Raw genomic sequence first — 22115 nt, 5'->3', positions numbered from 1 at the left:
GCGCTCCCGCGCGCCGTCGGCCGGGCCCCTTCACAAAGGTTCTCGCCTTGACCGACGACACCGTCGTACGTGATTCCTTCTTCGCCCTGCACCACGGACTCCCCCGGCAGGGCCCCGGCTCCGACGCCACCACGCGGCAGCTGCTCTCCTTCGCGGGCCCGCTGCCCGACCGCCCGCGCATCCTGGACCTGGGCTGCGGCCCGGGCCGCTCCGCGCTGCTGCTCGCCGAGGCGACCGGCGGCGAGGTGACCGCCGTCGATCTGCACGAGCCGTTCCTCGGCGAACTGCGCACCGCCGCGCGCGAGCGCGGTCTCGCCGACCGGGTGCACGCGGTCGCCGCCGACATGGGCGACCTGCCGTACCCGGCGGGCTCCTTCGACCTCGTCTGGGCCGAGAGCTCGGCGTACAGCATCGGCTTCGACACCGCCCTCGCGCGGTGGCGCCCGCTGCTCGCGCCGGGCGGCACGCTCGTGCTCACCGAGTGCGAGTGGACCGTCGACACCCCCTCCCCCGAGGCCCGTGCCTTCTGGGACGAGCACGCCGAGCTGCGCACGAGTGCGCAGAACCTGCGGGCGTGCACGGCCGCCGGGTACTCCGTACTCGGCGTCCACCACCAGCCCGAGAGCGACTGGGACGAGTACTACGGGCCGCTCGCCGAGCGGGCCGGGGCCGCGGATCCGGCCCGGCCCGGGATGGCCGAGGCGCTCGCGGCGACGCGCGCCGAGCTCGCGATGCGACGCGAGCACGGCGGCGAGTACGGGTACACCGGGTACGCGCTGCGCCCGGCCGGGGCCTGGCCGACCCGGCCCGAGACGGCCGAGGACCGGGAGGCGGTGCACGCGGTCAACAGCGCGGCGTTCCCCACCCCGGACGAGGCCGATCTCGTGGACGCGCTGCGCGCCGACGCGACGGCCTGGCTGGACGGGCTCTCGTACGTCGCCGAGGCGCCGGACGGCTCGGTCGCCGCGCACGCGCTGATCACGCGCTGCACGGTGGGCGGGGCGCCGGCCGCCGCGCTCGCCCCGGTGGCCGTGCTGCCGGAGCACCAGCGCACCGGCGCCGGGTCGGCCGTCGTCCGGGCGGTGCTCGATGCCGCCCGCGCGCGGGGTGAGCGGTTCGTCGTGGTGCTCGGGCATCCGGAGTACTACCCGCGGTTCGGGTTCACGCCCGCGTCCGGGTTCGGCGTCAGCGCGCCGTTCGAGGTGCCGGACGAGGCGCTGACCGCGCTGGTCCTCGCCCCGGACGGCGATTCCGCGCCGATCCCGCGGGGCACGATCACCTACCCGGCCGCGTTCGGCGTCTGACCCGCGCCCTACGGTGGTCCCGCCCGGCGGCCCGGCCGGGCGGGACATGCGGGGGATCGCGCCGTGCGGGCACATTTCGTCCCGTACGGCAGACTTGGGGCTCGAGGACCGAAGCGAAGGATGGGTATGCCGATCACACCTGCCACCGCGGCGCACAGTTCGTCGAACGGCACCGGAGAAGCGATCTTGCTGGAACTCGTCGACGAGGACGGCAGGACGATCGGCACCGCGGAGAAGCTCGCGGCCCATCAGCCGCCGGGGCAACTGCACCGGGCGTTCTCCGTGTTCCTCTTCGACGAGCAGGGCCGCCTGCTGCTCCAGCAGCGAGCGCCGGGCAAGTACCACTCCCCCGGCGTCTGGTCGAACACCTGCTGCGGGCACCCGTACCCGGGCGAGGCGCCGTTCGCGGCGGCCGCCCGGCGCACGTTCGAGGAGCTGGGGGTCTCGCCGTCGCTGATGGCGGAGGCGGGCACCGTGCGCTACAACCACCCGGACCCGGACTCGGGCCTGGTGGAGCAGGAGTTCAACCACCTGTTCGTCGGAATGGTGCAGGCGCGGCTCGCCCCGGACCCGGACGAGGTCGGGGCGACCGCGTTCGTGACGGCCGACGAGCTGGCCGAGCGGCACGCGCGCGACCCGTTCTCGTCGTGGTTCATGACCGTGCTCGACGCGGCGCGGCCCGCGGTGCGTGAGCTGACGGGCCCGTCGGCCGGCTGGTAGCGCCCGCCGCGGGCGGTCAGGTCACCGCGGGCGCGAGGGGCAGGGCGGCCCAGATCACCTTGCCCCCGCTCGCGGTGTGCTCGACGTCGCAGACTCCGCCCGCCTCCGCGGTGATCTCCCGGACGAGGAGCAGCCCGCGGCCGCCGGTCTGCCCGCTGGTCGCCTCCAGGGCCGTCGGCCGGTAAGGGTGGTCGTCCTCGACGGAGACGCGCACCCACTCCGCGCCGACGGCGACCTCGACGGCGAGCATGGGCGAGAGCAGGGCCGCGTGCCGCACCGCGTTGGTGACCAGCTCGGACACGATCACGAGCAGGCCGTGCACGAGGTCGTCGGAGACGGGCACGCCCTGCCGCGCGAGGAGTTCGCGCACCGCGCGGCGGGCCTGCGGCACGGAGGCGTCGACCGCCTGCGCGGTGAACCGCCAGACCCCCTCGTAGGGCAGCGGGGCCGCCGTGGCCGGTCCGGGCGGCACTCCGCCGCTGTCCTGAGGACGTGGACGGGAGTCCCGTCCGGTGTCGCTCATCGTCCGGTCGCCGCCCTTGCGCTCGATTGTCACCACCCTTCGAGTGTGGGAATCCGCTGGTCCGGACCGCACCACTGACCACAAGTCGGCGACTATCGACGGAATCTGACCGTTGGCGTATGCCAGGGGCGACGGCACGACCGATCCTGTCCCGGTTCTTCACCGTTCCGGGCTTTTCAGCTTGTGCTACGGGGACGGCAGCCCGCCGGGGCCGCCCACGGGGCGCCGGATAGCATCCGGCGCATGGCTCCCGAGACCCCGCAGGCGCTCACGCACGACGTCACCGACGGCGTCGCGACCGTCGTCATCACGCACCCGGCGAAGCGCAACGCCATGACCGACGCGATGTGGGCCGCACTGCCCCCGCTGCTCGCGGACCTGGCCGCGGACCCGGCGGTGCGCGCTCTGGTGCTGACCGGCGCCGGGGACACGTTCTGCGCCGGCGCCGACATCTCCACGCTCGGGCAGGGGGCGGCGCCGGGGCTCGCGCTGGCGGCGGAGGACGCGCTCGCCGCCTTCCCCAAGCCCACGCTGGCCGTGGTCCGCGGCTACTGCGTGGGCGGCGGCTGCCAGCTGGCGGCCGCCTGCGACCTGCGGTTCGCGGCCGAGGGCGCGCAGTTCGGGGTGACCCCGGCTCGGCTGGGAATCGTCTATCCGGCGTCCTCGACCCGGCGCCTGGCGGATCTGGTCGGCCCGGCGAGCGCCAAGTACCTGCTGTTCTCCGGTGAGTTGATCGGCACGGAGCGGGCGCTGCGCACCGGTCTCGTGGACGAGGTCTGGCCCGCGGCGGAGCTCGACGCGCGGGTCACCGCGTTCACCCGGGTGCTCACCGCGCGCTCCGGGCTGACGCAGGCCGCCGCGAAGGAGTTCGTGGCGGGCCGCGCCGACCGCGCGGGGCACTGGGCGGAGCAGGCCCGTACCAGCGGCGACGGCGCCGAGGGCGCCGCCGCGTTCCTGGAGCGCCGCGCCCCGCGCTTCACCTGGTCCGTACCGGCACCCGTGCGCCCGGGTCACTGAAGGACGAAGCGGCTCCTGGAGCGGAACTCCTCCACCAGGTGGGCCGGCGCCTTCTCGGGCGAACCGCTGTCGTAGGGCGGCTGCGGGTCGTACTCGGTGAGCAACTGGATGGCCCGGGCGTGCTCGTCGCCCGCGATCCTCCCGGCGAGGGTGAGACCCATGTCCACCCCGGCGGAGACGCCTGCCGCGGTGACGTACTTGCCCTCGATGACCACGCGCTCCCCCGTCGGCTCGGCGCCGAACTCCTTCAGGACCTCCAGGGCGAGCCAGTGCGACGTCGCGCGCCGCCCCCGCAGCAGCCCGGCCGCGCCGAGCAGCAGCGAGCCCGTGCACACGGAGGTGGTCCAGGTGCTGGTGCGATCGGCCTCGCGCAGCCAGGACAGCAGGGTCTCGTTCGTCATCTGCGGGGTCTGCCCCGGGCCGCCGGGGACCACCACGATGTCGGGGTGCGCCACCTCCGCCAGGGTCTTGTCGGCGACGAGCGCGAGGGCGCCGGTGTCCGTGCGGACGGGCCCGCGCTCCTCGGCGACGAACACGAGGTCCGCGTCGGGGATCCGGCCCAGGGTCTCGTACGGGCCGATGGCGTCGAGTGCGGTGAAGCGGTCGTAGAGAACGACGGCGATCTGCATGGGGTGCCCTTCGTGGAGTCGGCGGTCGGGGAGAACGGAGTGCTCAGGGGGTGAGCGGCGTACGGAAGCGGAGGCGGTACTCGGCGGGCGGCGTGCCGAGCGTCCTGACGAACGCGCGCCGCATGGCCTCCGGCGTGCCGTAGCCGCTGGACCGGGAGATCTCCTCGACGCCGTCCGCGGTGTCCTCGAGCAGGCGCCGGGCGTGCTCGATCCGGGCCCGCTCGACGTACCGGCCGGGCGTGAGGCCGGTCTCGGCGTGGAAGGCGCGGGCGAAGTGCCGGGGCGAGAGGCGGGCGCGCTCGGCCAGCGCGGGCACCGACAGGTCGCCCCCCGGATGCTCGGTGATCCACTGCTGGACCTCGCGCAGCGGTGCGCGGGCCGCGGTCTGGGCGGCGAGCTGGACGCTGAACTGGGCCTGGTTGCCCGGACGGCGCAGGAAGACGACGAGGTGCCGGGCGACCGTGAGGGCGACGTCCCGGCCGTGGTCCTCCTCGACCAGGGCGAGGGCGAGGTCGATGCCGGCGGTGACGCCCGCGGAGGTCGCCACGTTGCCGTCACGTACGTAGATGGGGTCGGGGTCCACCTCGACGGCCGGGTGGTCGCGGGCGAGACGGGCGCAGTAGGCCCAGTGCGTGGTCGCGCGGCGGCCGTCGAGCAGGCCGGCCTCGGCGAGCAGGATCGCCCCGGTGCAGACCGAGACGACACGCTCCGCGCGCGGAGCGTGCGCCCGCAGCCAGGCGACGAGCCGGGGGTCGCCGCGCCGGGTGCCCTGGCCGCCGGGGACCAGCACCGTGTGCGGCGCGGGCGCGTCGGCGAGCGCGAGGTCCGGTACGAGGGTGAGGCCGCTGGAGGTGCGCACCGGTGCTCCGTCCATCGAGGCGGTGACCACGCGGTAAGGGGCGTGGTCCGTCCCGGCGGCGAGGCCCGCGCCGGTGAAGACCTCGACGGGGCCGGTGACGTCGAGGCTCTGGACGTCGTCGAAGAGCAGGACCAGGACGGTGCGGGGTGGCATGTCCCTCATTCTTCGGGCCCGCCCGGACGGCCGCAATGACGAGCAGCCCACCTTTCCTGCCATCGGCGCGCGCCCCGCCCTGTCGCCCGTACCGACCGGTCAGTAACGTACGGGCATGACCTCTGAAGACGCCCTGCGGACCGCACGCCGCTGTCACAACGTCCTGAACCCGTTCCACTCGACGCTCTACTTCTCGCCGGACCTCGGCACGGAGCTGGCCGCCGTGGGCGTGACCGACCGCAACGCCGCCTACTTCGCGGCGCGGTCCGCCGCGATGGGGGCCGTCGGGGCGGGCACGGTGACCGCCGCGTTCTACAACTTCCGGCACGAGCTCGTCGCGCGGCACCTGCCCGCGGTGTGGGACGTCGCGTCCCCCGCCACCGTCCTCGCCGCCCGCGAGCGGGCCGTCGACGCGACGCTGCACCGGCTGCTCGGCCCCGAGGCGCTGGGCTCGCCGGAGATGGCCGAGGCGGCCGCCCTCGCGCTGCGCGCGGCCGAGGCCTGCACCCGGCACGCCCGGCCGCTGTACGCGGCCCACGCCGACCTCCCGGTGCCGGACGCGCCGCACCTCGCGTACTGGCACGCGACGACCCTGCTGCGCGAGCACCGCGGAGACGGGCATCTCGCGGCCCTGCTGGGCGCGGACCTCGACCCGGTCGAGGCGCTCGTCAGCCATGTCGCGACCGGCAAGGGCATGGCACCGAAGTGGCTGCTCGCCACGCGCGGATGGAGCCGCGAGGACTTCGACGCGGCGGCGCTCCGGCTGCGCGAACGCGGGCTGCTCACCGACGACCCGGACCTCACCCTCACCGAGGAGGGCACCGCGCTGCGCCGCGGCATCGAGGCCCGCACCGACCGGCTGGACCACGCGCCCTACGCCCACCTGGGCACGGCGGGTGTGGCCCGGCTGACCGAGCTCGCGACGGGCTTCGCCGGCACGGCCCTCGGCAACGGCGCGTTCCCCGCCGACCTCATCGGCAAGGCCGCCTGACCCGGCCGGGGCCGCGCCCTGATCCCCCGTTGTCGGTGCCACCTGCCACAATTGCGGCGCAACCTCAGTCGACATAGGCGGTACGGGATCGTGGCGACACCCACTGTGGGCACTGCTGGATCTGCTCTCGGATCCATCGAGAGCAGGATTGCCGAGGAACTCGGCGTACGGGAGCGGCAGGTGAAGGCCGCCGTCGAGCTGCTCGACGGCGGCTCGACCGTGCCTTTCATCGCCCGCTACCGCAAGGAGGCGACGGAGTCGCTCGACGACGCCCAGCTGCGCACGCTCGAGGAGCGGCTGCGCTACCTGCGCGAGCTGGAGGAGCGCCGCACCGCCGTGCTCGACTCCGTGCGCGAGCAGGGCAAGCTCACCGAGGAGCTGGCGGCGCAGATCCGCGCCGCCGACACCAAGGCGCGCCTGGAGGACATCTACCTGCCGTTCAAGCCCAAGCGCCGCACCAAGGCGCAGATCGCCCGTGAGGCGGGGCTCGAGCCGCTGGCGGAGGGCCTGCTCGGCGACCCGACGGTCGAGCCGCTGGCCGCCGCGGCCGCCTTCGTCGACGCCGACAAGGGCGTCGCGGACCCGCAGGCCGCGCTGGACGGCGCCCGGGCGATCCTCACCGAGCGCTTCTCCGAGGACGCCGACCTCATCGGCGAGCTGCGCGAGCGCATGTGGACGCGCGGCCGGTTCGCGGCGAAGGTGAAGTCCGGCAAGGAGGAGGCGGGCGCCAAGTTCGCCGACTACTTCGACTTCGCCGAGCCCTTCACCGCGCTCCCCTCGCACCGCATCCTGGCGATGCTGCGCGGCGAGAAGGAGGACGTGCTCGAGCTGGCCCTGGAGCCCGAGGAGGCGCCGGCCGACGGCGGGCCGTCCTCGTACGAGCCGATCGTCGCCGACCGGTTCGGGATCAGGAACCAGGGGCGTCCCGGGGACAAGTGGCTCCAGGACACGGTCCGCTGGGCCTGGCGCACCCGCATCCTGGTGCACCTCGGCATCGACCTGCGGCTGCGGCTGCGCACGGCGGCCGAGGACGAGGCCGTCAAGGTCTTCGCGGCGAACCTGCGCGACCTGCTGCTCGCCGCGCCCGCGGGCACGCGCGCGACGCTGGGGCTCGACCCCGGTTTCCGTACCGGCGTGAAGGTGGCCGTCGTGGACGCGACGGGCAAGGTCGTGGCGACGGACGTCATCCACCCGCACGTCCCGGCGAACCGGTGGGACGAGGCGATCGCCAAGCTGGCGAAGCTGTCGAAGGAGCACGCGGTCGACCTGATCGCGATCGGCAACGGGACGGCGTCCCGCGAGACCGACAAGCTCGCCGGTGACCTCATCGCACGCCACCCGGAGCTGGAGCTCACCAAGGTGATGGTGAGCGAGGCGGGCGCCTCCGTGTACTCGGCGTCCGCGTTCGCCTCGCAGGAGCTGCCCGGCATGGACGTGTCGCTGCGCGGCGCGGTCTCGATCGCGCGCCGGCTCCAGGACCCGCTGGCGGAGCTCGTGAAGATCGACCCGAAGTCGATCGGCGTCGGCCAGTACCAGCACGACCTGAGCGAGGTGAAGCTCTCGCGCTCGCTGGACGCCGTGGTCGAGGACTGTGTGAACGGCGTGGGCGTGGACGTGAACACCGCCTCGGCGCCACTCCTCGCGCGCGTGTCCGGCATCGGCGCGGGCCTCGCGGAGAACATCGTGGCGCACCGCGACGCCAACGGGCCGTTCAGCAGCCGCAAGGGCCTCAAGGACGTCGCCCGGCTCGGCCCGAAGGCGTACGAGCAGTGCGCGGGCTTCCTGCGCATCCGCGGCGGCGACGACCCGCTGGACGCGTCGTCCGTGCACCCGGAGGCGTACCCGGTGGTGCGCCGGATGGCGAAGGCGACGGGCGGCGAGGTCGGCTCGCTGATCGGTGACGCGGGGACGCTGCGCTCGCTGCGGCCCGCCGAGTTCGTGGACGACACGTTCGGCCTGCCGACCGTGTCGGACATCCTCAGGGAACTGGAGAAGCCGGGGCGCGACCCGCGGCCCGCCTTCAGGACCGCGACGTTCAAGGACGGGGTCGAGAAGATCTCCGACCTGGAGCCGGGCATGGTCCTGGAGGGCGTCGTGACGAACGTCGCCGCGTTCGGGGCGTTCATCGACGTGGGCGTGCACCAGGACGGGCTCGCCCATGTGTCGGCGCTGTCCCGGACGTTCGTGAAGGACCCGCGCGACGTCGTGAAGCCCGGGGACATCGTGAAGGTGAAGGTCCTCGACGTCGACGTGCCGCGCAAGCGGATCTCGCTGACGCTGCGGCTGGACGACGACAGCTCGTCCGGCGGCGGCGCGGACCGGGGCTCCGGCCGTGGCCGGCGCGGCGGGGACCGGCGCCCGCCCCAGCAGAAGTCCCCGCAGGGCGGGCGTGGTTCCGGCGGCGGCGGTGGCGGTGGCGGGGGCGGCGCCAAGGGGCGCCAGGGCGGTGGCGCACCCGCGCCGTCGAACTCGGCGATGGCCGACGCGCTGCGGAAGGCCGGCCTGGCCTAGGGCCCGTCGGCCCCGGGCCCGTCCGCGCCGTGGAGGGGGCGGAGCGCTGCTGGTCCGTCACGGCCGGTCGCGCCCCGGGCCCCTCGCGGGGCGCGGTCGTTGCGCTGTGTGCAGTAGTGCGGGCGGCCTCCGGGCCGGGGGCGCGTGAGGCTGGCGGTGATCGTGTGCGCACCGCCTCCAGGAGAGCCGATGTCCCCTCACCCCTGTCCCAGGACGTTCCGCACGTCCCGCACCTCCCCGAGGGGCCTCAGGGCCCTGCGGACCCTCACCGTCCTCACCGCCTGTGCCGCCCTGCTCGCCCCCGGGGCCGCGCAGGCCGTCGAGCGGGGCGAGGGTCATCCGCACGATCCGCTGCAGCGGCAGCTGGAGGAGCTGGTGCGGGCGCCCGGCGGGCCGCCCGGGGCGATCGCCGTGCTGCGCGACGGCCATCGCGAGCGCGTCGTGCGGGCCGGGGTCGCGGACCTGCGGACCGGGCGGCCGCCCCGGACCGGTGATCACATGCGGATCGCCAGCACGGCCAAGGCGTTCAGCGGGGCCGTCGCCCTGTCCCTCGTCGGGCACGGCGCGCTGAAGCTCGACGACACGCTGGGACGGCGGCTCCCGAAGCTGCCGCGGGCCTGGCGGGGCGTGACGCTCCGCCAGTTGCTGAACCACACGAGCGGGCTGCCCGACTACTCCCAGGCGCCCGCCTTCGGGGACGTCCTGCGCGCCGACCCCCACCACCGCTTCGACTCCCGGCGGCTGCTCGACTACGTGCGCGACCAGCCCCTGCGGTTCCCGCCCGGCTCCCGGTACCAGTACTCGAACTCGGACAACATCGCCGTGGCGCTGATGGCGGAGGCGGTCACCCGCGTCCCGTACGAACGGCTCCTCGGCGGGCTCGTGTACGGGCCGCTCGGACTGCACCGGACGAGCCTGCCGCAGGGCTACCGGATGCGCGAGCCGTACCTGCACGGCTACGACGTCGGGGGCCCCGGGGCGCCCGAGGACGTCAGCGAGCTGATCGGGATGTCCGGGGTGTGGGCGTCGGGCGGCATCGTCTCGACGCCCGCCGACATGAGCCGCTTCGTGAGCGCCTACGCCGGCGGCCGGCTGTACGGGCGGGACGTCGTGCGCGCGCAGCGGCGCTGGGTGCCCGGCGGGGCGTCGGAGCCCGCCGGGCCGGGGCGCAACGACGCCGGACTCGCGCTCTTCCGGTACACGACCCGGTGCGGGGTGGTGCTCGGGCACACCGGCAACACCGCGGGCTACACGCAGCTGATCGCGGCGACGCCGGACGGGCGCCGCTCGCTGGCCTTCTCCGTGACGGCGCAGATCAACGAGCGGGCGGAGCCCGCTCTGCTGGGCCGGCTGCGCGCGGTGCAGGAGAACTTCGTCTGCGCGCTGCTCGGGGACAAGAACTAGCCGGCGAAAGAATCTAGCGCTCGCTCACCTTGCCGTCGGCGACGTCGAGCCGGCGGCTGACGTGGACCGCGTCGAGCATCCGGCGGTCGTGCGTGACCAGGAGGAGCGTGCCTTCGTAGGCGTCCAGGGCCGACTCGAGCTGTTCGATGGCGGGCAGGTCGAGATGGTTGGTCGGTTCGTCCAGGACCAGGAGGTTGACGCCCCGGCCCTGGAGGAGCGCGAGCGCGGCCCGGGTGCGCTCGCCGGGTGAGAGGGTCGCGGCGGAGCGCAGCACGTGGTCCGCCTTCAGGCCGAACTTGGCGAGCAGGGTACGGACGTCGGCCGGCTCGGTGTCGGGCACGGCCGCGCAGAACGCGTCGAGGAGGCTCTCGGTGCCGTGGAACAGGGCGCGGGCCTGGTCCACCTCGCCGACGACGACGCCCGAGCCGAGCGCGGCGTGTCCGGCGTCGAGCGGCACCCGGCCGAGCAGCGCCGCGAGCAGGGTCGACTTGCCCGCGCCGTTGGCGCCGGTGATGGCGACGCGGTCGGCCCAGTCGACCTGGAGGGTGACGGGGCCGAACCGGAAGTCGCCGCGCGTGAGTTCGGCGTCACGCAAGGAGGCGACGACGGAGCCGGAGCGGGGGGCCGCGGCGATCTCCATGCGCAGCTCCCACTCCTTGCGCGGCTCGTCGACGGTGTCCAGGCGCTCGATCATGCGCTGCGTCTGGCGGGCCTTGGCGGCCTGCTTCTCGCTGGACTCGCTGCGGAACTTGCGGCCGATCTTGTCGTTGTCGGTCGCCTTGCGGCGGGCGTTCTTGACGCCCTTGTCCATCCAGGAGCGCTGCATCTGGGCGCGGCCCTCCAGGGCGGACTTCTTGTCGGCGTACTCCTCGTAGGCGTCGCGGGCGTGCCGGCGGGCAACCTCGCGCTCCTCCAGGTAGGCCGCGTAGCCGCCTCCGTAGAGGTTGATCTGCTGCTGGGCCAGGTCGAGTTCGAGGACCTTGGTGACGGTGCGGGTGAGGAACTCGCGGTCGTGGCTGACGACGACCGTCCCGGCGCGCAGCCCGCGCACGAAGGACTCCAGGCGCTCCAGGCCGTCGAGGTCCAGGTCGTTGGTGGGCTCGTCCAGGAGGAAGACGTCGTAGCGGGACAGAAGCAGGGAGGCGAGTCCGGCGCGGGCGGCCTGGCCGCCGGACAGGGACGTCATCGTCTGGTCGAGTCCGACGCCCAGGCCGAGCTGTCCGGCGACCTCCTCGGCGCGCTCGTCGAGGTCGGCGCCGCCGAGCCCGAGCCAGCGCTCCAGGCTCGTCGCGTAGGCGTCGTCGGCGCCGGGCGCGCCGTCGACCAGGGCCTGGGTGGCCTCGTCCATGGCGCGCTGGGCCTCGGTGACGCCGGTGCGGCGTGCGAGGAACTCCCGGACCGTCTCGCCGGGCCGGCGCTCGGGCTCCTGGGGCAGATGGCCGACGGTCGCGCCGGGCGGGGAGAGCCGCAGCTCGCCGTCCTCGGGAGTGCCGAGTCCGGCGAGGAGGCGCAGCAGGGTGGACTTGCCCGCGCCGTTGGCGCCGACGAGGCCGATCACGTCGCCGGGCGCGACGACGAGGTCGAGCCCGGTGAACAGGGAGCGGTCGCCGTGACCTGCGGCGAGGTTCTTGGCTACGAGGGTGGCAGTCATCAGACGGCCGATCCTAGCCGTGGCCGGGGCCGGTGCCCTCGCCCCGTGGCCGGTGGGCCACCGGTGCCACCAGCACGCTGCCCGTCGTGCGGGCGACCAGGAAGGACTCGCCTCTCGTCGCGCGGCCGTCGAGCGGGATGCCGTGGTCTCCGGGGGCGAGGACGGCGTCGAACACGTCGCGGGTGTGGGTGCGGTACAGGCGGTCGAGCCGGTAGGCGGTGAGCCGGACCCGGCAGGTGGACGTCACCCGCAGCTGCGCCGTGCCGTCGGCCGCGACGAGCCGGGTGAGGCGGCGCCGTTCCTCGGGGCCGCGGTCGAGCGCGGCCTCGATCTGGGCGACGAGGAGCGGGACGACGGGGGCGAGTCCGTCCACGTGGACGACGTCGACGCCCGCGTCCGCGAACTGGCGGCGCACGGCGTCGCGGCGGGTCGCGTCCACGGCACGGCCGAAGGCGACGGCCCCGTACGTGCGCAGTTCCTCGGCCGGGACGCCGGACGTGTCCTGGACGATCTCGGCGCCGATGCCGATGGTGCGCAGAGCTGCGGCGAGCCGGGCGAGGAGGGCGACGCGGGCGCCGATGAGCAGGACCCGGCGGCGGGCCGGGGGTTCGGCCGTGGAGGCGAGCAGCCGGCCGAGGGCGGCACGGTACTCGGCGCCGCGGAAGCGGAACGGCCCTATGCCGTGGTAGCCGTCGGCCTCCAGGTCGGCGTGCTCGTCGGTCTGCCAGGCGAAGTCGCGCCAGACGACGTCGTCGCTGCCGTCGGCGGCCGGCTCGATGACCGCGGTGACGGCGCCGCAGTCGAGGCCCTCGCACTCGGGGCAGCCGTAGATGACGTGGCGGCCTCCTTCGAGCGGGGCCCCGGCCTCCAGGAGCAGGCTCCTGACGTGGCCGGCGAAGAGGGCGGGCGGGATGTCGGCGGCCAGCGGGGAGACGGCGTCCAGGTCGGCGAGCCGGAACAGCAGCGGGCGCCCGTCGACGATGAAGTCCACGAAGTCCCGGTGGATCTGGTGGTCACCATGGGCACGGACCTCGCCGACGCGCGTCGCCGGGGCCAGTCCGAACGTCGCGTACTCGGCGTACTCGGCATACTCGGCAGACATGGAGTGAGTATTCCCCTCCCACGGCTGATGTGAGCACGGCAGCGGCCGTTCCGCTACGGTCCCGGCGTGAGCAGTGACGAGAACGGCGAAGTGATCGTGATAGGCGGCGGTGTCATCGGCTGGTCCACCGCCCTCACCCTGGCCTGGCGCGGGCGCCGCGTACGGGTCTGGTCGCGCGACCCCGTCGAGCGCACCACCTCGGCGGTCGCGGGCGCCCTGTGGTGGCCGTACCGGATCGATCCGCAGGACCGCGTGGGCCCGTGGTCGCTGCGCTCGCTGCGCCTCTACGAGGAGTGGGCGGCGCGGCCGGACGAGACGGGCGTCCGCATGGTCGAGGGCGTGCACGCGGGGACCCGGCTGGACGGGCTCGGGTCCTGGGCGTCCGAGGTCGCCGGGCTGCGCGACGCGGCGCACGGGCTCGCGGCCCGGCTGCCGCTGATCGACATGCCCGTGCATCTGCGCCGGCTGCGGGACGCCGCGCAGGAGGCGGGGGTGGTGGTGGAAACCCGCACGGTGCGGTCGCTGGACGAGGCGCTCGCCGAGGCGCCGGCCGTGGTCAACTGCACGGGCCTGGGGGCGCGGGAGCTGGTGCCCGACCCGGCCGTGCGGCCGGTGCGCGGCCAGCTCGTCGTCGTACGGAACCCGGGGGTGCGCACCTGGTACACGGCGGCGGACGAGCACGCCGAGGCGACGACCTACTTCTTCCCGCAGCCGGGCGGGCTGATCCTGGGCGGCACCGCGCAGGACGGCGACGGGTCGCTGGAGCCGGACCCGGCCGTCGCGGCGGCGATCGTGCGGCGGTGCGCCGCGGTGCGGCCGGAGATCGCCGGGGCGCGGGTGCTCGGCCACCGGGTCGGGCTGCGGCCCGCCCGGACCGAGGTGCGCGTCGAGCGCGAGACCACCGCCTCCGGGCAGGTGCTGGTGCACAACTACGGGCACGGCGGCGCCGGGGTGACGGTGGCCTGGGGCTGTGCGGAGGAGGCGGCGGGGCTCGTCGGGAGTGTCTGACGGGCCCCGCGCGCCGGTGCGGCCGGACCTCGTTCAGGCGGTCCCGTCCGCCTCCTTGCCGGTGGAGCTGCCGCTGCCCTCCTCGCCACCGGGCTCGTCCGGGTCGGGGTGGAAGTGCTTGCCGATCGGGTCGCCCTCCGTCTCGAGGCTGCCGCCGGGGCCGATGCGGATCTCGAACTCGCCGTTGTACTGCTGGTGTCCGGCGACCACCGCCGCCTCGACGACCTCGGCGCCCATGGTGCCGCGGACGATGAGCGGGTCCTGGCGCAGGTCGCGCATGAGGGACACGCACATGCCGATCATGACGAGGGTGAACGGCGCGGCGACCAGGATCGTCAGGTTCTGCAAGCCGGTCAGGGCGTTGCCCGAGCCGTTGCCGATGAGCAGCATGACCGCGGCGACGGCGCCGGTGACGACGCCCCAGAAGATGACGACGAAGCGGCCCGGTTCGAGCGCGCCCTTCTGCGACAGCGTGCCCATGACGATCGAGGCGGCGTCGGCGCCGGAGACGAAGAAGATGCCGACGAGGATCATGACGAGCAGGCTGCTCGCCGTGGCGATCGGGTACTCGTGGAGCACGCCGAACAGCTGGGCCTCGGGGGTGTCGGCGCCGCCGAGCTCACCGCGCTCCTGGAGCTTCATGGACGTGCCGCCGAAGATCGCGAACCAGAGCAGGCTGACCGTGGAGGGGACCAGGATGACGCCGCCGACGAACTGGCGGATGGTGCGGCCGCGGCTGATGCGCGCGATGAACATGCCGACGAAGGGCGTCCAGGAGATCCACCAGGCCCAGTAGAAGACCGTCCAGCTGCCGAGCCAGTCGGCGACGCCCTTGCCGCTGGAGGCCTCGGTGCGGCCGATGAGCTGGGGCAGGTCGCCGAGGTAGGCGCCCAGGGAGGTGGGCAGCAGGTCGAGCACGATGATCGTGGGGCCGGCGATGAACACGAAGACGGCGAGGATCAGCGCGAGCACCATGTTGATGTTCGACAGCCACTGGATCCCCTTCTCCACCCCGGAGACGGCGGAGGCGACGAACGCCACGGTGAGCACCGCGATGATCGTCACGAGCAGGCCGGTGCTCGCCTTGTCCATCCAGTCGAGGACCTCGAAGCCGGAGCCGATCTGCAGCGCGCCGAGACCGAGCGAGGCCGCGGAGCCGAACAGGGTGGCGAAGATGGCGAGGATGTCGATGACCCGGCCCCAGGCACCGTGCGCGTGCCGTTCGCCGATGAGCGGCACGAAGACGGAGGAGATGGTCTGCCGGCGGCGGCGCCGGAACGTGCTGTAGGCGATGGCGAGTCCGACGACCGCGTAGATCGCCCACGGGTGCAGCGTCCAGTGGAAGAGGGTGGTCGCCATGGCGGTCTCCATGGCCTCGGCCGCGTCCGCCGGGTCGGTTCCGGGCGGCGGCGTCCTGAAGTGCGCGAGCGGCTCGCTGACGCCGTAGAACATGAGGCCGATGCCCATGCCCGCGCTGAACATCATGGCGACCCAGGAGACCGTGCGGAACTCGGGCTCCTCCCCCTCCGCGCCGAGCGTGATCTTGCCGTACTTGCTGATCGCGAGCCACAGCGCGAAGACGACGAAGCCGGTGGCGGCGAGCATGAACGCCCAACCGCCGTTGTGGATCAGTCCGTTGAGCAGGCGGGTGGAGACGCTCTCGAGGCTGTCGGTGGCCACGGAACCCCAGACCACGAAGGCCAGGGTGAGCACCGCGGTGACACCGAACACGATCCGGTCGGTGGCCGGACCGCGACCGCCGGGGGCGCCGTCGAGGGCGGACGCGTCGTTGGGTGGTTTCTGAGGGGTTGTCACCCTTTAGGGCCTACCACACACGACGCGTCCCACACCTCTTCAGCACGCGGTGTCGGGCGTCCCTTCCGTCAGGTGGTACGCCGCACGGGCGTCGAGCAGCAGCGCGACCAGCGCCCGCTCCGACTGCCGCAGGGGCACCAGATAGCCCCTGCCCGATCTGCGCGCGGTGATGCCGTGCAGCGCCAGTTCGTCGCCCACCTGCGCGTACTGGGCGGCGGTGAGCCGGTAGCCGCAGGGCGGGTCCTGGAGGATCTCCGCGGGCTCCGCCGGGTCGTTGTCCGCGCCGCCGAGGTAGACCGGCCCGGTGTCCCGGAAGCCGGCCGCACGGGCCGCGCCGGTCGCCGCCTCGATCTGTCCGCGCCGGGCCTGGACGAAGTCGAACAGGCCGTCCAGGGCGTGCAGCTGGGAGTCCCGGCGGCGGCGGTTGTTGAGCGCCGGGTCGGCCTCCTCGGCGGGCGTGCCCGGGTCCACGCGGCTCTCGATGAGCAGGCCGACCGCGTGCTTGAGCCCGGAGAGGTTGCGCAGGATGCGTTCCTGGCCGTCGCCCGCGGTCTGCTTGACGGGTTCGCCGGTGACGGGGTCGGTCCAGATGCCGTAGGTGCCGGTGGAGTGCCCGGCGGCCTGCGCGGCGGGCCGCACGTACTGCTCCGAGAGGGTGCGGGCGGCGTCGTGCACGGCCGGGGCCGTGTTGAGGTTGCGCGGCCAGAGGTCGAAGAGGTCCTTGTCGTAGTACTCCGGGGTCGCTCCGTACTCGTGCAGGTCGTAGATGACGTCGGGCCGGTGGTCGCGGATGACGGCGGCCATGGCGCGGGCCTCGGCGGTCTTCAGCGCGACGTGGTCGCGGTTGATGTCGATGCCGTCGGAGTTGCCGCGAGTGTCCGCGGCGCGCCCGTCCGGGTTGGCGGTGGGCACGACGAGCAGGGTGGTGCGGTCCAGGAAGCGCCGCGTCGCCGGGTCGTCGGCGTAGGCGAGGTCGCGGATCCGCGTGAGGCAGGCCTCGCGGCCCGAGGGCTCGTTGCCGTGCTGGCTGCAGATCAGGAGCACCGTGTTCCGGGCGGGGCGGGTGCCGATGCGGACCAGCTGGAGCGGGCGCCCCTGCTTCGTGGTGCCGATGCGGGAGACGGCGACCCGGTCGGAGGCGCGGTCGAGGCCGGCCAGGAGCCGCTGCTCCTCGTCCTGGCCGGTCCACCGGGCGCCGCCGGTCTCCTCGAAGCCGGTGCGCGGGGCGTGCGGGGTGGCCTGCGCGGGGGCGGTGGCCACGAGGGGTGCGATGAGCGCGGCCGCGGCGAACGCGGCCAGGGCGAGCCTGCGGGGTCTCATCGGTTGCTGCCTCCCGGGACGGGGCGGCCGGGCCGGAAGGTGCGGGGCCCGTCGGCCGTGGACGGCTGGGGGGTGGCGAGGGCGTGTCCCGAGGTGGCGGCCGCGAAGGCACCTGCTCCGCCGACGACGGGGACGCGGGCCGCGGTGCGGGACAGGTCGAGGGTGATCGTCGGGCGGGAGGACGGCGGGTCGATGAGGCCCTTGTCGGTGCCGGCGACGATCAGGGCGAGCCGGTGCCCCTTCGGCACGACGTGGTCGGCGGCGGCCAGCGAGATCGTCAGCCGGTACGGCTCGCCGGGCGTCAGCGGGCGGCCCCGGTCCGGGTCCGCGTACGTGCCGAGGTCCGCCCAGCCGCGGCTGAACACGGTCGCGCCCGTCTCGGTGGTGGCGGCCCGGGTGTCGAGGTAGCAGCTGCTGTCACCGGGCGTGCTCGGACCCCAGCAGCTGCGGCCGGTGAGCGTCTCGATGCCCTCGCCCGGGCCCGTGTAGTCGCGGATCGTGGCCGGCCCCAGGTCGACGAGGACGGCGCTGAGGTGGGCGGTGGACGTGGAGGGGGTCGCGGTGACGGTCACGGTCGAGGTGCCGGACAGCCGCAGGTCGCGGCCGAGCGGGCGGCTGAGGAATCCGGCCTTCTCCGGGGTGCCGGTCTCGAGCCGGGCGGCCCAGTCGGTCTCGGAGCGGTCCGGGTCGTCGGTGAACGACGCGGTGCCGGCGCCGGGCGCGAGCCCCAGGGTGCCGACGCCGGCCTGCGGTCCGGTGTCCGGGCGCAGCGCGGTGGCGCGGGCCGCGGCGGGCGGCCAGACGCGGTCGGTGGTCCAGTGGTCCGGCGTGCGCTCGACGTCGGCCATGGGCTCGCGATCGATGCCGTTGTCGTAGCCGAGGAGTTCGTGGTCGAACCAGCGGTGCAGGGTGTCGACCCACTGCGCGCGGCGGTAGTCGAAGGGGTCGACGTGGCCGGTCTGGGACAGCCAGATCTTGCGCTCCACGCCGTTCTTCGCGAGCGCGTCCCACCACTGGCCGAGGTGCTTGGTGCGGACGTTGAGGTCCTGCATCCCGTGCACGGCGAAGACGCTGGCCCGCACCTTGCGGGCGTCCTCGGTGTAGTCGCGTTCCTGCCACAGCCTCGTCCGGTCGCCGCTGCGGGGCGCCTCGTCGACGAGCCGCTTCTGCACGGCGGCGCAGCGGGCGCGGGCGTCCGGGCTCTCCACGTAGTCGGACAGCCAGTCGGGCCCGGAGTCGTAGAGCGGGGCGCCCTGCTGGAAGTAGTAGTCGTACCAGGAGGAGATGCCGCTGATCGGGACGATGGTCTCCAGGCCCTCGACTCCGGTCGCCGCGACGCCGTTGGCGACCGTGGCGTCGTAGCTCTTGCCGATCATGCCGGTGCGGCCGTTGCTCCAGGCGGCGCGGGCGCGTTCGCCGCCGGTGCGGGTCGTGTAGGCCCTGGCACGGCCGTTCAGCCAGTCCACGACGGCCTTCGCGGACTGCACGTCCGAGCGGCCGCCGACGTCGACGCAGCCGTCGCTGCGGTTGGTGCCCGCGAGGTCGACACCGACGACGGCGTACCCGCGCGGGACGAAGTAGTTGTCGTAGTAGAGCGGCATCTGCACGACGTTCCCGTCGGCGTCGTACGTCTTGAGCTGGCTCTCGTTGCCGCGGCCGCAGCAGGAGTAGTACGGGCTCGCGTCCATGATCACGGGGATGCGGCGGCCCTGTCGCGCGGGTTCGCGGGGGCGGACGATGTCGACGGCGACGCGGTCCGTACGGCCGTCGCCGTCACCGTCGAGCCGGGTGTCGACCCAGACGGACTCGCGGATCGCGGTGTCGTAGGCGTAGACGGGCCGGGACGCGTGGGGGCGGTCGGCGGCGCGGGCCGCGCCCGGGGCGACGAGCGCGGCCAGGAGCGCGGCGACGACCGCGGCGACGAGGGTGCTCCAGAGGCGGGGGGTGCGTCTGGCAGGTATCGGCATGGCGCGGAAGCTACACGGGTCAACTCCCGCGCGACAGAGGGCCGCACGCGCCGGCGACAGGTCCATGGGCCGGGTGGGCGCATGTCGGCCGAATGGCGATCGTGTGACGGCGGGGGCCATGGACAGCGCACGGGGCGCGGGTGCTGAATAGGCTCGCGGACGAGATCAACCCCGCGTCCGTCCCGACGACTTGGAGTTTCCGTGTACCGCAGACTCATCGCCCCCGGCGCGCTCGCGGCCGCCCTTGTGCTGGCGATCCCGGCATCGGCCGCAGACTTCGAGCCAGGGGCGCCGGGCATCGGCGATCCCTACTACCCGACGTACGGGAACGGCGGCTACGACGTCTCCCACTACGACCTGCGGCTGAAGTACCAGCCGAAGACGGACCTGCTGGAGGGCACCGCGACCCTTCTCGCCACCTCCACGCAGGACCTGTCGCGCTTCGACCTCGATCTCGGGCTCGCCGCGAGCGAGGTCCGGGTGAACGGCAGGAAGGCGGCGTTCACCAGGTCGGGCGTGCAGGAGCTGGAGGTGACTCCGGCGGCCGGGCTGCCGAAGGGCACCCCGTTCTCCGTGGTCGTGAAGTACGCGGGCAAGCCGTCCGACGTGAAACTGTGGGGCTTCACCTCGTGGCAGCGCACCCCGGACGGCGGCGTCGCGGCCAACGAGCCGGAGGCGGCGGCCTGGTGGTTCCCGTCGAACGACCACCCGCGCGACAAGGCGACCTACGACGTCTCGATCGCGGTGCCGGACGGCACCCAGGCGATCTCCAACGGCACGCTCCAGTCGCAGAGCTCGAAGCTCGGCTGGACCCGCTTCAACTGGCGCTCCGCCCACCCGCAGGCCACCTACCTGGCCACGCTCGCCGTCGGCAAGTTCGACATCACGACCGACACCACGGCGGACGGCCTGCCCGTGGTCAACGCCTACAGCAAGGACCTCGGCGCGAACGAGGGCGCCGCCAAGGCCAGCGTGGAGCGGACGGCCGAGGTCGCCGAGTGGCTCGAATCGATCTACGGGAAGTACCCCTTCGAGGCGCTCGGCGGCTACGTCCCCAACGTGCCCTCCTCCTTCGCGCTGGAGACCCAGACCCGGCCGTTCTACTCGCCGAAGCAGTTCGCGAACGGCTCCAACGTGTCCGTCGTCGTCCATGAACTGGCCCACCAGTGGTACGGCGACAGCGTCTCGGTGAAGAACTGGAAGGACATCTGGATCAACGAGGGCTTCGCCCGCTACAGCCAGTGGCTGTGGTCGGAGAAGGAGGGCGAGGGCACGGCGCAGGAGCTCGCGGACTACACGTACGCGCAGCACCCGGCGGACGACGCGTTCTGGACGGTCAAGCCGGGCGACCCCGGCGCGGAGAACCAGTTCGACGCCGCTGTCTACGACCGCGGGGCGCTCGCGATCCAGGCGCTGCGCAATGCGGTCGGCGAGAAGAAGTTCTTCGCCGTCCTCAAGGGATGGCCGAAGCAGCACGCGTACGGCAACGCGGAGGTCGCGGACTTCGTGCGGTACGCGGAGAAGGTGTCCGGGAAGAAGCTCGGAGGACTGTTCGACACGTGGCTGTACCAGCCGGTGCGGCCCGAGGCTCCGGCGGTCGCGGCCGCACCGGTGCGGGAACCCAGGTCGTTCCGGCAGATCGCTGCGACGAACTCGGTGCACGACGCGCACTGAGGCGGCGGCCCGGGAGCGTCGGGTGGCGTCCGCGGGTCCGGTGGGGACCGGTCCGCCCTGCGGCTTCGCCGCGGGGCGCGATCAGCACCCACCGGCCCGCAGCCGGCGATCGGCGCGCGCCTGGCGGGCGACGCCCAGGTACCGCAGCCGTTCCGGCAGCCGCGGGACGATCCATCGCACCGGCACGGCGACACGGCGCAGCACCCGCTCGTCCCTGGCCGACCAGTCCAGCCCCAGCGCCCCGCGTGCCTCCGGGGGCAGCAGCCCCACCGTCAGGAAGCGCAGCCCCCGCACGACCAGGGGCCGCAGCACGGGCCACACGAGCCGGACGGCCCCCGGCGGCGCCGGTAGCGCCCGGTCCTTCGAGGTGAGCTCGGCGACCACCGCGTTCGGCCCGATCTCCTCGGCCAGCATCCGGCGGTAGTACGGCCAGAACGCGGCGGTGGACCCCGGCATGTCCCGGTCCTCGATGCCCAGGATCCGGCCGACCATGAGCCACTCCGCGTAGAACCGCTCGTCCTCCTCGGCGGTGAAGGGCCGGGCGAAGTAGCGGCGGGCGTACCGGGCGACGGGGTATCCGGTCGCGTGCACCCAGGCGTAGAGGTCCGGTGACAGCGCGTGGTACGGCCGCCCGCCGGGGCCCGTGCCGCGGACGGTGCGGTGGACGCGGCGCAGCCGGCGGCCCTCCTCGGTGGCGGCCTCTCCCCCGTACACCCAGAGCAGGACCGATTTCAGTGAGCGCGCGCCGCGGCCCCACGGGTCGGTGCGGAAGACGGAGTGCTCGTCGACGCCGGCCGCGACGGCGGGGTGGGCGACCTGGAGGACGAACGCGGCGGGCAGGGCCGCCAGCGAGCGGATGTCACCGGCGGTGTCCCACAGGATGCCGCCGGGCGGCGGCGGGGACGGGTCCGGTCGGGGCTGCTTCATGGCGGGTCCGGTGAGGCGGCGGTGCACGGATGGGGCCGTGTCTCCAGTATGCGCCGCGCACCCCGTGCTACGGCGCGTCGCCGTAGCGTTTGGCCAGGTCGGAGGCGAGTTCGGAGACGCAGGTGCACAGGTCGCCGACGGCGGCGCCGTGCTCGGTGACGGGCCCGGGGACCGGCCGCGCGGGCACGATCCTCGGCCGGACCCGGCCGGCCGTACCGGCGCCCGCCGCGCCGCGCCGGGGCCGCAGCCGCGCGGACGTCACGAGCACCGTCGCCACCGCGGCCGCGAGAACGGCGAGCCGTCCCGTCGTGCCCCGGACGTCCCACGGAACCATCGCCATGCCTGTGTCCTACCCGCCCGGCAGGACGGCACAACTCCCGTCCGCCACGGGCCGGCTCAGCCGTCGTGGTCGTAGACCGTGACGGGTGTGCCGCGGCGCACGAGCCGCTCCGTGACCATCGGCTCGACGCGGGACCAGCGACCGCCCGCGAGGCCGCAGCCGATACGGGGCATGTGGACCGTGGCGCCGAGCTCGGCGGC

At 74.1% G+C, this 22115-nt stretch carries 18 protein-coding genes and 1 pseudogene; 8 read left to right on the top strand and 11 right to left on the bottom strand.

Annotated features, from left to right (window positions below):
* Positions 1-47 precede the first annotated feature (47 nt).
* Together GTW43_RS31120 and idi are read left to right on the top strand one after the other, a co-directional pair.
* A complete protein-coding gene (locus GTW43_RS31120) occupies positions 48-1304 on the top strand; it encodes a GNAT family N-acetyltransferase (RefSeq protein WP_161305323.1) in 1257 nt (418 codons plus the stop codon).
* Between the two features lie 126 nt (positions 1305-1430).
* Positions 1431-2024: an isopentenyl-diphosphate Delta-isomerase gene (gene idi / locus GTW43_RS31115; protein WP_161305322.1), complete on the top strand. Its 594-nt coding sequence runs from the start codon at positions 1431-1433 to the stop codon at positions 2022-2024.
* A gap of 16 nt (positions 2025-2040) precedes the next feature.
* Here the strand turns inward: idi and GTW43_RS31110 are convergent, their stop codons facing one another.
* Entirely contained in the window at positions 2041-2547 is a 507-nt protein-coding gene (locus GTW43_RS31110; RefSeq protein ID WP_161305327.1) for an ATP-binding protein, read from the bottom strand.
* 243 nt (positions 2548-2790) lie between these two features.
* Between GTW43_RS31110 and GTW43_RS31105 the strand changes: the two genes are divergently transcribed.
* A complete protein-coding gene (locus GTW43_RS31105) occupies positions 2791-3564 on the top strand; it encodes an enoyl-CoA hydratase-related protein (protein WP_161305321.1) in 774 nt (257 codons plus the stop codon).
* On the opposite strand, the gene GTW43_RS31100 is transcribed toward GTW43_RS31105, so the two are convergent.
* Both GTW43_RS31100 and GTW43_RS31095 read right to left on the bottom strand, forming a co-directional pair.
* A complete protein-coding gene (locus GTW43_RS31100; protein ID WP_161305320.1) occupies positions 3558-4193 on the bottom strand; it encodes a DJ-1/PfpI family protein in 636 nt (211 codons plus the stop codon). The two genes, GTW43_RS31105 and GTW43_RS31100, sit on opposite strands and share 7 nt — an antisense overlap.
* Positions 4194-4236: 43 nt before the next feature.
* Positions 4237-5205 carry a GlxA family transcriptional regulator gene (locus tag GTW43_RS31095; protein WP_161305319.1) on the bottom strand — a complete coding sequence of 323 codons (969 nt, stop codon included), beginning with the start codon at positions 5203-5205 and terminating at the stop codon, positions 4237-4239.
* Positions 5206-5320: 115 nt separating this feature from the next.
* Here GTW43_RS31095 and GTW43_RS31090 point away from each other — a divergent pair, with 115 nt between their 5' ends.
* From GTW43_RS31090 to GTW43_RS31080, 3 genes are all read left to right on the top strand, one after another.
* Positions 5321-6196, top strand: coding sequence for a hypothetical protein (locus GTW43_RS31090; RefSeq protein ID WP_161305318.1), 876 nt, complete (start codon positions 5321-5323; stop codon positions 6194-6196).
* Between the two features lie 90 nt (positions 6197-6286).
* Positions 6287-8707 (top strand): Tex family protein, encoded by a 2421-nt coding sequence (locus tag GTW43_RS31085; RefSeq protein WP_343246173.1) that lies wholly within the window; start codon positions 6287-6289, stop codon positions 8705-8707.
* 189 nt (positions 8708-8896) lie between these two features.
* Positions 8897-10111, top strand: coding sequence for a serine hydrolase domain-containing protein (locus tag GTW43_RS31080; RefSeq protein WP_161305317.1), 1215 nt, complete (start codon positions 8897-8899; stop codon positions 10109-10111).
* Between the two features lie 13 nt (positions 10112-10124).
* On the opposite strand, the gene GTW43_RS31075 is transcribed toward GTW43_RS31080, so the two are convergent.
* Positions 10125-11762, bottom strand: coding sequence for an ABC-F family ATP-binding cassette domain-containing protein (locus tag GTW43_RS31075; protein ID WP_161305316.1), 1638 nt, complete (start codon positions 11760-11762; stop codon positions 10125-10127).
* Positions 11763-11775: 13 nt separating this feature from the next.
* Complete coding sequence (locus GTW43_RS31070; RefSeq protein WP_161305315.1) at positions 11776-12864, bottom strand: oxidoreductase; 1089 nt, start codon at positions 12862-12864, stop codon at positions 11776-11778.
* A 66-nt stretch (positions 12865-12930) separates the two neighbouring features.
* Here GTW43_RS31070 and GTW43_RS31065 point away from each other — a divergent pair, with 66 nt between their 5' ends.
* Complete coding sequence (locus GTW43_RS31065; protein ID WP_343246172.1) at positions 12931-13872, top strand: FAD-dependent oxidoreductase; 942 nt, start codon at positions 12931-12933, stop codon at positions 13870-13872.
* Positions 13873-13905: 33 nt separating this feature from the next.
* On the opposite strand, the gene GTW43_RS31060 is transcribed toward GTW43_RS31065, so the two are convergent.
* From GTW43_RS31060 to GTW43_RS31050, 3 genes are all read right to left on the bottom strand, one after another.
* On the bottom strand, positions 13906-15603 hold the full coding sequence (locus GTW43_RS31060) for a BCCT family transporter (protein ID WP_343246174.1): 1698 nt from the start codon (positions 15601-15603) through the stop codon (positions 13906-13908).
* A 123-nt stretch (positions 15604-15726) separates the two neighbouring features.
* A complete protein-coding gene (locus tag GTW43_RS31055; protein WP_161305314.1) occupies positions 15727-17007 on the bottom strand; it encodes a M14 family metallocarboxypeptidase in 1281 nt (426 codons plus the stop codon).
* Complete coding sequence (locus tag GTW43_RS31050; protein WP_161305313.1) at positions 17004-18974, bottom strand: Xaa-Pro dipeptidyl-peptidase; 1971 nt, start codon at positions 18972-18974, stop codon at positions 17004-17006. Before GTW43_RS31050 ends, GTW43_RS31055 begins: the two co-directional genes overlap by 4 nt.
* A 201-nt stretch (positions 18975-19175) precedes the next feature.
* On the opposite strand from GTW43_RS31050, the gene GTW43_RS31045 reads away from it, so the two are divergent.
* Positions 19176-20648, top strand: a complete 1473-nt coding sequence (locus GTW43_RS31045) for a M1 family metallopeptidase (protein ID WP_161305312.1) — start codon at positions 19176-19178, stop codon at positions 20646-20648.
* 81 nt (positions 20649-20729) lie between these two features.
* Here the strand turns inward: GTW43_RS31045 and GTW43_RS31040 are convergent, their stop codons facing one another.
* The 3 genes and pseudogenes from GTW43_RS31040 to GTW43_RS31030 form a co-directional block, all read right to left on the bottom strand.
* Entirely contained in the window at positions 20730-21575 is an 846-nt protein-coding gene (locus GTW43_RS31040; RefSeq protein WP_161305311.1) for an oxygenase MpaB family protein, read from the bottom strand.
* A 67-nt stretch (positions 21576-21642) separates the two neighbouring features.
* A complete protein-coding gene (locus tag GTW43_RS31035) occupies positions 21643-21915 on the bottom strand; it encodes a hypothetical protein (protein WP_161305310.1) in 273 nt (90 codons plus the stop codon).
* A 56-nt stretch (positions 21916-21971) separates the two neighbouring features.
* Positions 21972-22115, bottom strand: a pseudogene (locus GTW43_RS31030) (Appr-1-p processing protein); the annotation flags it as partial.

Source organism: Streptomyces sp. SID5785 (assembly GCF_009870065.1).
Classification (GTDB): domain Bacteria; phylum Actinomycetota; class Actinomycetes; order Streptomycetales; family Streptomycetaceae; genus Streptomyces.
The sequence above is the reverse complement of the archived record's forward strand: the minus strand, read 5'-3'. Positions and strand labels throughout refer to the sequence as shown.

Bases quoted from the DNA above. Each gene is read 5' to 3' on its own strand.
- idi (WP_161305322.1), top strand. From the start codon at position 1,431: ATGCCGATCACACCTGCCACCGCGGCGCACAGTTCGTCGAACGGCACC.
- GTW43_RS31110 (WP_161305327.1), bottom strand. From the start codon at position 2,547: ATGAGCGACACCGGACGGGACTCCCGTCCACGTCCTCAGGACAGCGGC.
- GTW43_RS31105 (WP_161305321.1), top strand. From the start codon at position 2,791: ATGGCTCCCGAGACCCCGCAGGCGCTCACGCACGACGTCACCGACGGC.
- GTW43_RS31100 (WP_161305320.1), bottom strand. From the start codon at position 4,193: ATGCAGATCGCCGTCGTTCTCTACGACCGCTTCACCGCACTCGACGCC.
- GTW43_RS31095 (WP_161305319.1), bottom strand. From the start codon at position 5,205: ATGCCACCCCGCACCGTCCTGGTCCTGCTCTTCGACGACGTCCAGAGC.
- GTW43_RS31090 (WP_161305318.1), top strand. From the start codon at position 5,321: ATGACCTCTGAAGACGCCCTGCGGACCGCACGCCGCTGTCACAACGTC.
- GTW43_RS31080 (WP_161305317.1), top strand. From the start codon at position 8,897: ATGTCCCCTCACCCCTGTCCCAGGACGTTCCGCACGTCCCGCACCTCC.
- GTW43_RS31075 (WP_161305316.1), bottom strand. From the start codon at position 11,762: ATGACTGCCACCCTCGTAGCCAAGAACCTCGCCGCAGGTCACGGCGAC.
- GTW43_RS31070 (WP_161305315.1), bottom strand. From the start codon at position 12,864: ATGTCTGCCGAGTATGCCGAGTACGCCGAGTACGCGACGTTCGGACTG.
- GTW43_RS31055 (WP_161305314.1), bottom strand. From the start codon at position 17,007: ATGAGACCCCGCAGGCTCGCCCTGGCCGCGTTCGCCGCGGCCGCGCTC.
- GTW43_RS31050 (WP_161305313.1), bottom strand. From the start codon at position 18,974: ATGCCGATACCTGCCAGACGCACCCCCCGCCTCTGGAGCACCCTCGTC.
- GTW43_RS31040 (WP_161305311.1), bottom strand. From the start codon at position 21,575: ATGAAGCAGCCCCGACCGGACCCGTCCCCGCCGCCGCCCGGCGGCATC.
- GTW43_RS31035 (WP_161305310.1), bottom strand. From the start codon at position 21,915: ATGGCGATGGTTCCGTGGGACGTCCGGGGCACGACGGGACGGCTCGCC.